The organism is Deinococcus sp. (assembly GCF_018260555.1).
In the GTDB taxonomy this organism is placed as follows: Bacteria; Deinococcota; Deinococci; order Deinococcales; family Deinococcaceae; genus Deinococcus.
In genome coordinates, this window is sequence record NZ_JAGLBB010000075.1 from 1 (window position 1) to 11,552 (window position 11,552).

Consider the following 11,552-nt stretch of genomic DNA (forward strand, 5'->3'; position numbering starts at 1 on the left):
GGGTGGCTGCGCGTGCTGATCTTCGCGCTGCTGGCGGGCCTGACGGTCCTGCCGCTGTTCCTGCTGAACCTGGCGTTCGGCGGGCGGAACACCTACTGGCGGGCCATTCTGGTGGGTCTGGGCCTGCTGATGCTGCCCCTGTTCCTGGAGGGCCTGTTCGGACTGCTGGGCGCGTTCGGTGACCTGTTCGGCGCCGCGCCGCTGCGGAATCTGCTGAACCTGACGCTCACGCAGGGCGCGTACGCACTGCCCGTCTGGGCGCTCCTGAGTGCCGCCGCGCTGGGCCTGCTGGCCTTCGGGTTCCGTGGGCTGTGCGAGCAGTTCGGGCTGCTGGGCACCGCCAAGCCCAGCGTGCAGAACACCACGCAGCACACTGGCACCGACTGGGATGATGAGGTCTCATGACCGGAGTCGCAGACGGACTGCGCTCCATTCCGCATAGGGGCGTCTATTGTTCCTACTCGCATCCGATCGGATTGGTTCGGAACTGCACCGAATCCACCGGAATCCGTGTGACACGAATTCCGTCTGCAAGGTACTGCTCAGCATCCACGCACCACCCGGCGGCCCGGCATACTGGGCGGCATGACCGCCGACTCTCCCCTTCCGGAACCGGGCTGCGAACTGCTGCTGCGCGGCCTGACCGAACAGCGGCAGTTCGGAGCCCGGCTGGCAGCCACCCTGCCGCCCGGCAGTGTCCTGTTCCTGGAAGGCGAACTGGGCGCCGGGAAGACCAGTCTCACGCAGGGACTGGTCGCCGCGCTGGGTTTCACGGACACCGTCACCAGTCCCACCTACGCCCTCATGAACGCCTACCCCACCCCGGCCGGGCAGGTCCTGCACGTGGACGCCTACCGCGTGCGCGATGTGAACGAACTGTACGAGATGGACCTCGAGGACCTGATCGACGGCAGCCGCCTGAGCGTCATCGAATGGGGCGAAGGCCTGTACCCCGACTACCCCGCCGCGCCCATCCTGCGACTCGAACACCTGGACGGCGCGCCCGAGGTGCGCCGCGTGACCCGCAGGCGCTGAGGGCGCAACTCTTCTGAACGGCAGGTCAGACGGCAGTACACTGGCGTTCATGACGGAACGCTCCCAGCAGGGCAGACGCACAGTCCCCCTGCCCGTTCAACCGGTGCTTCAATTACCAGAGCCGCCTCCGCTCACCAGTCTGGAAGCGCAGCGGCACACGCTGCAACGCTTCACGGCCCGGCCGCAGACCGCCCAGCGACAGGCCGCCGCGCCCGTGCTGCGCGCCGCCAGCCTCGACCGGCAGGAACAGGACCGCCTGACCGGCGAACGCACCAGCCTGCAACGTCAGATCGCCACGCTCGGCAAGGCCGCGCCCGCACAGCAGCCAGCGCAGCCGCCCGTCCCGGTGAAACCCGTCACGCCGTCCGACTGGGTCACGGTGATGCGTCACCGTGCCGAGGGCGTCGAGGGGCAGCGCCTGGACACCCGCGCCTTCGGAGAGTTCCAGACCCTGCAACGACAGGTGGCGCAGACCCTCGCCCACAGCTTCCGCAGCGACCGGGGCGAGTCCCAGGCCCGGTACGCCACCTATGGCGAGCACCTCGCCACGCTGCAACGCCACGCGCTGAGCGCCCCGGTGTCCCGCGTGGTGCTGGGCATGGTGCCTCCATCCGAACGCCTGCCCCTGCAACGCGCGACAGACGAGGCGCTGCAACGCCAACGGGCTCAGGAACAGGCGGCGCTGAACTTCGGGACGCTCCAGACTCTGCAACGGCAACTGGCGGAACTGGACGCTGAGGCGACCCAGCCGGTCCTGCAACGCATTCAGGCCAGAAGAGGGGCAGGGAATCCGCTCCCAGAGGCGATCCAGCGGCATCTGGAGGGGGGCCTGAACCACGACCTGAGCCGGGTGCGCATCCACGACGATGCTGAGGCAGACAAACTGGCCAAGGGCGTGAATGCCGTGGCGTTCACGACGGGGACGGACATCTTCTTCCAGGCGGGGCAGTTCAACCCGAACACGCAGAGCGGACTGGAACTGCTGGCGCACGAGGTGACGCACACCGTGCAGCAGGCCCGTGGGGAAATCGGTCCAGGGATTGACCCCAGTATCAGCCATGAGGTTCAGGCCCGTGATATGGGCCGCCACTTGGCTGCGCTTCCAATGCACATTGATCAGCAACCAAAACATGATCGACCTGTCAAAAATATCCATGTTATCGGCAAGCAGAAACATCTTGGGCTACCAATGCGTTCACTCAGCATTCAACGGGCGCTCCCTGTAGTAGCTGTTTGGATAGGCAAAACCGTCATTACGGGCAGCATCGATAACTTCATCGATTACGCCATCTCAGTGCTTCTTGGTCTCCCCGCACCCGGATTCTGGGATAAAGCGGGAAACTTCGCAATTAATGCGATTCCAGGAGTGGGAGAGGCCAAAAAAGCTGGGAAGCTGTCAGAGCTATCGGCAGCTGTCGTCAAACTTCTGAATGCCCTTCATGAATTAGAGAACCTGGGCGACGCCGGGAAATCTGCCGCCGCCCTGATCCGCAAACGATCGGCTGCCTTCGAGAGCGCCGCAAAATCGGGAAATCTTGGTACTGCTCAGGCAGCCTGGAATGGACTTGTTGAAAGCATTCAGAACGGCCACCTGACTAAAGGCAGGCAGTTGAATTTGAGTGTGTTTCAGAGTTGGGCTACTAGTGGTCTGAGCGTTGTGGGCCAGACTTTCAAAATCAATCCCCACTTCCTGAATACTCTGAAGAAGGGAGGTCGAAAAGATATCACTCCTAACGATGTTCTGGGAGCACTTCGCACCAAGCCAAGCGCTCGCACCGTAATTAACGACGTACCCAGCGTGACCTACACCAATCCAGAAACAGGTCTTAAAGTACATGTCAATCCCGATACGACAGAGCTGGTTGGAGTATGGCCGGGAGATTTCAAGTGAATAGCAACATACGAATCAAAAATACCCGAACTAACGCGCTCTTCACGTATGCAGTTGAAATCAGCCCTGCCGTAAATTCTTTCTGGATTTATGCAGTACCTGACGAGGCGGTGTTTCACGCACGGCGCACTACAATTGCCGAAGCAACAATGATCAGCTTAGACCCGGAGGGAGCATTACTAGAGATAGAGTCCCAGTTCCAGAAACAGATTGATCTTCCCAAGCTCGAATTACAAGGGGCTACCATCATGAAAGCCCTTCCCCTTCTGGAAGTCCAAGATGCCAGATACGCGGCAGTAAGCCCGATGGAAAAGGGGTTTTTTACCTGTTTCGTCGATAATATTGGCGCTGTCGACCAAGTGATGATCTGGGGCAACGTCTCTTTCCTCATATCAGACGGATTCCTCGTTGGCATTCAAGCGAAAGCGATTAGTTAGGCATCACCAGGGAAGCATCAGAATAAATAGCGAATATCACACGAAGACCTCTCTGTTTAATAAACCCACAGCCGGATTCCTCCTCATTGGAACACACTTCCCGAGAAGCCTAAACTTCACATCAGTCCAATGAGGGCAGGAAGAAAAATGAAGAACGCCGTCTCTGCCGGAACTGGGCTAACCTCAGAGGCGCAGGGCGGTTCCCTGATGATGCTGACACCATTCGACAAGACCGTGAAGACAGCCGCTGCGCTTGGCGGCTACACCTCCATTACAGATACGAACGAACTGACATATGAACCTCCCTATCAGGACGCCCAGACGCCGGATGAAAGGGCGGTCCCGTGAGTCTGCTGAGCACCCTGAAACGCCTGCTCACCAGACCGAAGCGGGCACGTGACAGGCCGCGCGTCGCGTATCCGTCGCCCAGGGCAGCGGTGCTGGCCTTTCTGCACGACTCGCAGTGGGGAGCGCGGGTGGTCGAGCAGGGCGAGGAACGCATCGTGTTCGAGTACGACGGTGTGATCGGAGAATGGCTGGACGACCCGACCGGCGACTGGCTGCACCTGCGGTTCCGCGACCCCTTCACCGAGGCGCAGCGGGCCAGCGAACTGGCCATGTACGAGGGCTGGGCAGCCCACTGCGCACAGCACACCCTGTTCCGCTGGGATATCGACGAGCAAACGCAGGAGTACTACGGAGACGCGTTCGCTCTGTTCCACGAACAGTACAACCAGCTGGAGTGCATCTGGGGAGCGTTCAACAGCGCCAAGCTGCTCAGAGAGGGCAGTAACCGAATTGCTATGGGACAGTCCTTCGATGTTTTCTTCGGTGACAAGAAGGCGGGGAACTCAGTTGCAGTGTCATTGTGGCGTTGGTTTGACAGTCCTGCGGCTCCAAAGGGCACCAGACACCTCAAGGGAACTTACCGAGAAGAATGGTTTGAAACGGGTTCAGCCGTGTGCTCCGTCATGCAGGAACAGTGGGCTTACTACGCCCGCGTTGCTTATACCAACGGTGATTTTCAGCCGTACATGTCGGGGGGCGAGGAGCAGCAGCTCCGGCTGTACCGCCTGCATCTGGGCTTGCAGCGCTGGTTTCCCAGACTCCGCAACTTTGTCATTCAGACCGACAATCCGGAGAACTCCGGGGCGAACGAGACCAGCGTGGCGATTCTGGTGTCCAGCGGGACGGACGCCGGGCCTATCTTTGACCGGGTGTTCCGGGAGTTCTACGGACAGGTGATCGAGATCACGGAGTGGTTCAATTTCGATTTCAACCCGAAGACCGCGCCGTGGTTCGATCATTCGATCAAGAAACCGCAGCGGCGTGATCAGCGTCGGTCCCCGGTGAGGGGTATTCCCGACGCGAAGGAGAACAGATGACAGAACCCATGCAGTTTGGCCGTCAGGCCGTCAAGCGACCTCCGTTCGAGATCAGCGGAGTCCGTTTCTCTTCCCTGCCTCTCTCGCTGGCAGAAGAGAAACGTCTGGCCGGAGCCGGAGCCGGGGCCGACGCGACCAGTGACGACGCAGCCATGGACGCCCTGCTGGGTGTGCTGGCGGAACTGCTGAATGCACGCACGCAGGGCGAGTCGGTCGGTGCCGACTGGCTGATGGAGAACCTGACGGCAGGTGACCTGGAGGGGATCGTGTCGTACCTGCGTGGCGAGGCCGCAGCGGACTGAACGCGACTGCCGCCAGCCTATCAGGGATAGCTCTTCCCAGACAGGGTCTGCACCGTTCGTGGTGACAGGGCCGCGTGCCCTGGCGCACGCTGTCAGAATGGGGGCATGTGGACTCTGGTGCTGAATTGCGGGTCGAGCAGCGTGAAGTTTGCGTTGCTGGACGTTCGGAGTGGGGCGGTGGGTCTGTCGGGCCTGGCCGAGCGGCTGGGTTCGGGGGACGCGTCGGCGCGGCTGGACCTGCCGGGGGGGCGGCGGTCGGTGCCGCTGCCCGGCGGAACGTACGCGGAGGCGTTCGCGGTGATCGCGGGCGCGCTCGATGAGTTGGGCGTGCGCGGTGATGTGGGCGCGGTCGGGCACCGGGTGGTGCATGGCGGGGACCGGTTCAGTGAGCCGGCGCTGATCACGCCGGAGGTGCTGGACGCGGTGCGGGCCTGCGTGCCGCTGGCGCCGCTGCACAACCCGGCGAACATCGCGGGGATCGAGGCGGCGCGCGCGGCGTTCCCGCAGTTGCCGCAGGTGGCGGTGTTCGACACGGCGTTTCATCAGAGCATGCCGGAGGTCGCGTTCCGGTACGCGGTGCCGGAGTCCTGGTACCGGCGGCATGGGGTGCGGCGTTACGGGTTTCACGGGACCAGTCACGCGTTCGTGGCGGCCGGGGCGGCGGGGGTGCTGGGCCGGCCGCTGGCGGACCTGAATCTGGTCACGGCGCACCTGGGGAACGGGTGCAGCGTGTGCGCGGTGGCGGGTGGGCGCAGCGTGGATACCAGCATGGGCCTGACGCCGCTGGAGGGTCTGGTCATGGGGACGCGCAGCGGGGACGTGGACCCGGGCCTGCATGATTTCATTGCGCGGCAGGCGGGCCTGAGCCTGTCGGAGGTAACGGCCGCCCTGAACCGTGAGAGCGGCCTGCTGGGCCTCTCATCCCTGAGTAACGACATGCGGGAACTGGAGGAAGCGGCGGCGCGAGGTCACGCGGGCGCGAGGCTGGCGATTGACGCGTTCGTGTACCGCCTCGCCAAGCAGATGGCGGGCCTGGCGGTCGCGCTGGGCCGCGTGGACGCGCTGGTGTTCACGGGCGGCATCGGGGAGAACAGCGCGGCGGTGCGCGGCGCGGTCCTGGAGCGGCTGGGCGTGCTGGGCGCGGCGGTGGACCCGGCCCTGAACGCGCGGGCGGTGCGGGGCGAGTCGGGGCTGATCAGTCCGCAGGGAGCGCTCCCGGCACTGGTGATCAACACGAACGAGGAACTCATGATCGCCCGGCAGACGCAGGGCGTGCTGGCCGCTCAGGCGCAGGGCCAGGGGGGGACGGCGTGAGGCGGGTGCCGTCTGTTCTGTTGGTCCCCCGGCAGGGTAGCGGGGCCGCAACTCCACGCCCGGCACCCGCCCGGCGCCTTCTCTGCGGAGCAGCTCTGCGAGTCGCATCCGCCCGGGTCGAGGGGTGGACCGGCACCCTGGAGCTGGAGGTCTTATGAAAACACTGTTCGTCGCACCGACCCGGAACGGCGTGGGCCTGAGCAGTACGGCGCTGGGCCTGACCCGCGCGCTGGAACGCCAGGGGCTGAAGGTGGCGTTCCTGAAACCCATCGCGCAGACGCACGAGGCCCGCACGGACGACAGCGTGCATTTCGCGCGGACGCTCGCGCACCTGCCCACACCCGACCCGATTCCCCTGACGCACGCCGAGGAGCAGTTGAGCCTGGGTGCCGAGGAGGACCTGATGGAGGAGGTCGTCACCCTGGCCCGGCAGGTCACGGGGGGCGGGGCGGACGTCCTGATCGTGGAGGGCCTCGCCCTGAACGAACGGAACGTGTACGCCGGGGCGCTGAATGCCAGCCTCGCGCGGAACCTGGAGGCGGACACGGTACTGGTGTCCAGTCTGGCGGGGGTGGGCGCAGCGGAACTGGCGGACGAGCTGGAAATCTCGGCGCAGGCGTACCGCCGCAGCGACGGCTCGGGCCTCAGCGGGTACGTGCTGAACTTCGCGCCGCCGGGCCTGGATTTCGGGACGCTGATGGCGGAACTGCGCGCCCGCAGCCGCGTCCTGAACGGGGGCACGCTGCCGCTGCTGGGCGTGGTGTCGCAGTCGGGCAGCCTGAACGCGCCGCGCACGCTGGACGTGGCCCGGCACCTGGGCGCGGACATCGTGAACGAGGGCGAGGCGGGCCTTCGGCGCGTGACGAGCACGGTCGTCACGGCGCGCACCGTGCCGAAGATGGCGCACCTGTTCGTGCCGGGCGCGCTGGTCGTCACGCCCGGCGACCGGGAGGACGTGATCATGGCAGCGGCCCTGTCGCACCTGAGCGGCGTGCCCCTGGCGGGGCTGATGTTCACGTCCGGCAGCGCCCCCGAGGACAGCATCGACCGGCTGTGCCGCGCGGCGCTGAGCAGCACCCTGCCCGTGCTGCGCGTGAACACCAACTCGTTCGAGACGGCCTCGCGCCTCTCCAGGCTGGATTCACGCGTCCCGCACGACGACACGCAGCGCATGGAGCGCGTGCTGGACTTTATTGCCGACCGGCTGGACACCGGGCCGCTGGGCGCGCGGCTGCGCGTTCCGGAGGTCGCCGGGGACCGCCGCCTGCCGCCCAGCGCCTTCCGCTACGAGCTGATCCAGAAGGCCCGCGCCGCCGCCCGGCGCATCGTGCTGCCCGAGGGCGACGAGCCGCGCACCGTGAAGGCCGCCATTCGCTGCACGGAGAAAGGCATCGCGCGCTGCGTGCTGCTGGCCGACCCGGAACGCGTGCGGCAGGTCGCCGGGGGGCAGGGGCTGACGCTGCCCGACGGGCTGGAAATCCTGCACCCGGATTCCATCCGCGCGCGGTACGTGGAACCCATGGTGGAGCGGCGCCGCAGCAAGGGCCTGACCGCCCCGCAGGCCGAAGCGCAACTGGAGGACACGGTGGTGCTGGGCACCATGATGCTCGCACTGGGCGAGGTAGACGGCCTGGTATCCGGGGCCGTTCACACGACCGCGAACACCGTGCGCCCCGCCCTGCAACTCATCAAGACCGCGCCCGGCTCGAAACTGGTCAGCTCCGTGTTCTTCATGCTGATGCCCGAACAGGTCCTCGTGTACGGCGACGCCGCCATCAACCCCAACCCGAACGCCGAGGAACTCGCGGACATCGCCATCCAGAGCGCCGACAGCGCCCGCGCCTTCGGCATCACGCCCCGCGTCGCCATGCTGTCCTACTCGACCGGCGAATCCGGCAGCGGGCAGGATGTCGAGAAGGTCAAGGCCGCCACCGCCCTGGTCCGTGAACGCCGCCCGGACCTGCTGGTCGACGGCCCCATGCAGTACGACGCCGCCAGCGTCCTGTCGGTCGGGCAGGCCAAGGCGCCCGGCAGTCCCGTCGCAGGCCGCGCCACCGTGTTTATCTTCCCGGACCTGAACACCGGGAACACCACCTACAAGGCCGTGCAGCGCGCCGCCGGGGTCATCGCGGTCGGCCCCATGCTCCAGGGCCTGCGCAAACCCGTCAACGACCTGAGTCGCGGCGCGCTCGTGGACGACATCGTGTACACCATCGCCCTGACCGCCATCCAGGCCACACAGGGGAAGGTTGATGGATGATGGTTGAGAGTTGATGGAAGACAGGCACGATACAGCACAACACCAGAACTCAGACACGCCGCAGACGAATTCCCAGCCGAGTGCTACTGCCAGTGATGGCAGGGGAATCATGCTACCGGACGTTCTGCATGCTTACCCGGCCCTGTACAAATTGATCTGGTTGTACGTGCTGCATGGTGCCGGAGAACTGCGGGTAGGAGACCTCGTGCAGGCACTGGGGGTCTCCTTTCCAAAAGCCACCACTGCGCTGCGATACATGGTCCGTACCGGAGCCATCATTGAAATCCGCCCCCGGGCCGGGCGAACTCCGGGCCAGTACCGCGCGGCTCAGGGGAAGGAGTTGGGGTGTGTTCAGGCGTACGAGACGCAGTTGACACGCCGGGAAAATGCAGTTCCCTGAAAAGAGGGGACTGGAATTTTAAGTTAACCAATGGTAATGTATTTTCGTTAGCTGAGGTGCCGCATGACTCCGATTCCCATTTCCCTCACCGCCCCATCTACCTACCATCCTGTCACCCCAGGCGTCCAGGCACACCAGCCCTCCCTCATCAGGTACAACTCCTTTACAACGGAGAAATTACAACAATGCTAACTTCCCTCGAAATCTGTGCAGGCGCCGGGGGGCAAGCACTGGGGCTGGAAATGGCCGGTTTTGCGCACACCTGTCTCGTCGAGATCGATGCCCATGCCGCTGCCACACTCAGACTGAACCGCCCCACCTGGAATGTCCTGCAAGCAGACCTGCGGGAATTCGACGCCACCCTGTACGCCGGACAGATTGACCTGCTGGCCGGCGGCCCACCCTGCCAGCCCTTCTCACATGGAGGCCAGCAGCAGGGCCAGCACGATGACCGCGACCTCTTCCCCGAAGCCATCCGCATTGCCAGTGAGTGTCACCCCCGGGCTGTGATGCTGGAAAACGTGCGCGGCCTGCTTGATCCCAAATTTGCAGAGTACCGTCAGTTCATCACCAGCGGATTTGAAACTCTCGGGTATCAGGTACAGTGGAAACTCCTCAATGCCAGTGATTACGGGGTCCCGCAGTTAAGACCGAGAGTCATCATGCTCGCGCTCCAGCCACAGGTCATAGCAGCCTTCGAGTGGCCACTCCCACATTCAGCCCCGCCTCTCACGGTAGGGGAAGCCCTTGAAGATCTGATGGCCTCCGGCGGCTGGCCTGGAGCCCAGGCGTGGGCTCAGGGAGCCAATACCATTGCCCCCACCATCGTGGGGGGCAGCAAGAAGCACGGCGGGGCCGACCTTGGACCCACCCGCGCCAAACGGGCGTGGGCTGCCCTGGGCGTTAACGGTCACCTGCTGGCCAACGAGGTGCCCGGTCCGGATCAGCAGGGTATGCCTCACCTGACCATTCGTATGGCCGCCCGCCTGCAGGGCTTTCCGGACGAATGGGTCTTTGCCGGACGCAAGACTGCGAACTACCGTCAGGTCGGCAACGCATTCCCGCCACCTGTGGCGGCTGCAGTCGGAACACAGTTACACATCGCACTCGCCGCCACTCAACGCGTAAGCGACGTAGTCACGGCAGTCTGATCACCGCGCGTCCCTGGATATCGAGCTCAGCAGTGCCGAGGGGAGTCGGGCCAGCGCTTCGTGAGGCACGGCCATCAGTTCATCCTTCTTCAGGACATGACCCGTCAGTAACAGTGCCGCTTCACGGTGAGCCTTCCAGGCACCAGATAACACCCTGAACGGCATGGCACTGTCCACAGACCTTGAGGCGTCCTGACGGGTGCGCCGCAAGGCATCTTTCTGTTGAGCCATCGTTTCGACCGCGCTCCGCGGAACCGGGCGGCCCACCGTTTCCCTGAACAACTGAGTGACACGCGCCTGCCCCTTGCGGGCACCCATAATGCGGGCAACAGCCTCCGGGGACAGCGTCGCCAGGAAGGTCGGTGATAGCCGACCCCGCCGCACCAACCAGACGGCCGTCTGCCCCACCACCTGATCTATGTGTGAGGCTCTCAGCGTGCCCTTTCCGTCACGGTTACGGCCGCCCGTCATGAGAACCGCGCGGGCCACACCGACATTGAATTCCAGGCTGTCTTCCGTCTGCGTACCGATCAGCAGACACACGGGTGGCTGGCTGTGTTTTCGGAGGTCGTCGTAGTCCTGGGGAATCATCCAGGCACTGCTCTGACTCCATTTGATGTCCACCTCGACCCCACGGACATTCAGGTCAAGCAGCAGGCCTTTCGGAACTTCCAGTTCATTCCGGAGGATGATCTCCACCTTGGTACCCACGTACTTCTTCTCCTCTGGCGTCAGACTGGAGAAGTGAATGCGGCCAGTGCGGGGACCATCGACCACCTCGTCGATAGACTGACGAATCAGTGCTCCGAAATACATTTCAATCTGCTCGTGGCCTCCCGCCGCCTCCATCAGGGACTGCTCCACATGCTGCACCTCGGAATCCACCACGGTTGGCATCACGCCCATCAGCCTAACCGAAGACGCCCTGACCGACATCCAGGCACAGGGACCGCAGGGTTGATGGGTCGAGGTTGATGGTTGATGGAAAAAAGCCTGTCCATCAACCTTCAACCATCCCCCCCTGGTAGAGGTCCGCGCGGCTGAGGGGGACGTGGGCTCTGCGCTGCTCGTCGGGTTTCGCCAGCAGGGTCTGGTAGAGGCCCAGGTGGCCTTTCTCGAAGTAGTGGGAGGTGGCGCCCAGGTAGAGGCGCCACAGGCGGTGGCGTTGCTCGCCGAGCGCGGCGAGGGCTTCTGCGTGGTGCGTTTCGAGGTTCGCAGCCCAGTGGGTGAGGGTGCGGGCGTAGTGTTCGCGGAGGTTCTCGATGTCGCGGACCTCAAACTGCGCTTCGGTAGCTTGTTTGTAACTGCTCAGCAGGGCGAGCTCAGGGGTTGAAGTTGGGCATGAGCACGTCACCCGTGAACACGCTGACCAGACCC

The 11,552-nt window shown here is 64.2% G+C and carries 11 protein-coding genes and 1 pseudogene; 10 read left to right on the top strand and 2 right to left on the bottom strand.

Going from position 1 to position 11,552, the window contains the following annotated elements; genetic code table 11:
* The 10 genes and pseudogenes from QZ271_RS12450 to QZ271_RS12495 all read left to right on the top strand — a co-directional run.
* A pseudogene (locus QZ271_RS12450) lies at positions 1-405 on the top strand (hypothetical protein); the annotation flags it as partial.
* A gap of 180 nt (positions 406-585) precedes the next feature.
* Positions 586-1,035, top strand: a complete 450-nt coding sequence (gene tsaE, locus QZ271_RS12455) for a tRNA (adenosine(37)-N6)-threonylcarbamoyltransferase complex ATPase subunit type 1 TsaE (protein ID WP_291431943.1) — start codon at positions 586-588, stop codon at positions 1,033-1,035.
* A 49-nt stretch (positions 1,036-1,084) separates the two neighbouring features.
* On the top strand, positions 1,085-2,926 hold the full coding sequence (locus tag QZ271_RS12460; protein WP_291431944.1) for a DUF4157 domain-containing protein: 1,842 nt from the start codon (positions 1,085-1,087) through the stop codon (positions 2,924-2,926).
* Positions 2,923-3,363 (top strand): hypothetical protein, encoded by a 441-nt coding sequence (locus tag QZ271_RS12465; RefSeq protein WP_291431946.1) that lies wholly within the window; start codon positions 2,923-2,925, stop codon positions 3,361-3,363. Before QZ271_RS12460 ends, QZ271_RS12465 begins: the two co-directional genes overlap by 4 nt.
* Positions 3,364-3,510: 147 nt before the next feature.
* Positions 3,511-3,711, top strand: coding sequence for a hypothetical protein (locus QZ271_RS12470; RefSeq protein WP_291431947.1), 201 nt, complete (start codon positions 3,511-3,513; stop codon positions 3,709-3,711).
* Positions 3,708-4,748, top strand: a complete 1,041-nt coding sequence (locus tag QZ271_RS12475) for a hypothetical protein (protein ID WP_291431949.1) — start codon at positions 3,708-3,710, stop codon at positions 4,746-4,748. The genes QZ271_RS12470 and QZ271_RS12475 overlap by 4 nt, the downstream gene beginning before the upstream one ends.
* A complete protein-coding gene (locus QZ271_RS12480) occupies positions 4,745-5,050 on the top strand; it encodes a hypothetical protein (protein WP_291431951.1) in 306 nt (101 codons plus the stop codon). Before QZ271_RS12475 ends, QZ271_RS12480 begins: the two co-directional genes overlap by 4 nt.
* Positions 5,051-5,155: 105 nt before the next feature.
* Positions 5,156-6,364 (top strand): acetate kinase, encoded by a 1,209-nt coding sequence (locus QZ271_RS12485; protein ID WP_291431952.1) that lies wholly within the window; start codon positions 5,156-5,158, stop codon positions 6,362-6,364.
* Positions 6,365-6,518: 154 nt separating this feature from the next.
* Positions 6,519-8,624, top strand: a complete 2,106-nt coding sequence (gene pta / locus QZ271_RS12490; protein ID WP_291431954.1) for a phosphate acetyltransferase — start codon at positions 6,519-6,521, stop codon at positions 8,622-8,624.
* Between the two features lie 585 nt (positions 8,625-9,209).
* Positions 9,210-10,175, top strand: a complete 966-nt coding sequence (locus QZ271_RS12495) for a DNA cytosine methyltransferase (RefSeq protein WP_291431956.1) — start codon at positions 9,210-9,212, stop codon at positions 10,173-10,175.
* On the opposite strand, the gene QZ271_RS12500 is transcribed toward QZ271_RS12495, so the two are convergent.
* Both QZ271_RS12500 and QZ271_RS12505 read right to left on the bottom strand, forming a co-directional pair.
* Positions 10,176-11,072 (bottom strand): NaeI family type II restriction endonuclease, encoded by an 897-nt coding sequence (locus QZ271_RS12500; RefSeq protein WP_291431960.1) that lies wholly within the window; start codon positions 11,070-11,072, stop codon positions 10,176-10,178.
* Positions 11,073-11,175: 103 nt separating this feature from the next.
* Positions 11,176-11,552 (bottom strand): class I SAM-dependent methyltransferase (locus tag QZ271_RS12505; RefSeq protein WP_291431958.1); only part of this gene is annotated, 377 nt, incomplete at its 5' end.

Excerpts from the sequence above, each read along its gene's own strand:
- tsaE (WP_291431943.1), top strand. The coding sequence starts at position 586 with ATGACCGCCGACTCTCCCCTTCCGGAACCGGGCTGCGAACTGCTGCTG.
- pta (WP_291431954.1), top strand. The coding sequence starts at position 6,519 with ATGAAAACACTGTTCGTCGCACCGACCCGGAACGGCGTGGGCCTGAGC.
- QZ271_RS12495 (WP_291431956.1), top strand. The coding sequence starts at position 9,210 with ATGCTAACTTCCCTCGAAATCTGTGCAGGCGCCGGGGGGCAAGCACTG.
- QZ271_RS12470 (WP_291431947.1), top strand. The coding sequence starts at position 3,511 with ATGAAGAACGCCGTCTCTGCCGGAACTGGGCTAACCTCAGAGGCGCAG.
- QZ271_RS12460 (WP_291431944.1), top strand. The coding sequence starts at position 1,085 with ATGACGGAACGCTCCCAGCAGGGCAGACGCACAGTCCCCCTGCCCGTT.
- QZ271_RS12500 (WP_291431960.1), bottom strand. The coding sequence starts at position 11,072 with ATGCCAACCGTGGTGGATTCCGAGGTGCAGCATGTGGAGCAGTCCCTG.
- QZ271_RS12485 (WP_291431952.1), top strand. The coding sequence starts at position 5,156 with ATGTGGACTCTGGTGCTGAATTGCGGGTCGAGCAGCGTGAAGTTTGCG.
- QZ271_RS12480 (WP_291431951.1), top strand. The coding sequence starts at position 4,745 with ATGACAGAACCCATGCAGTTTGGCCGTCAGGCCGTCAAGCGACCTCCG.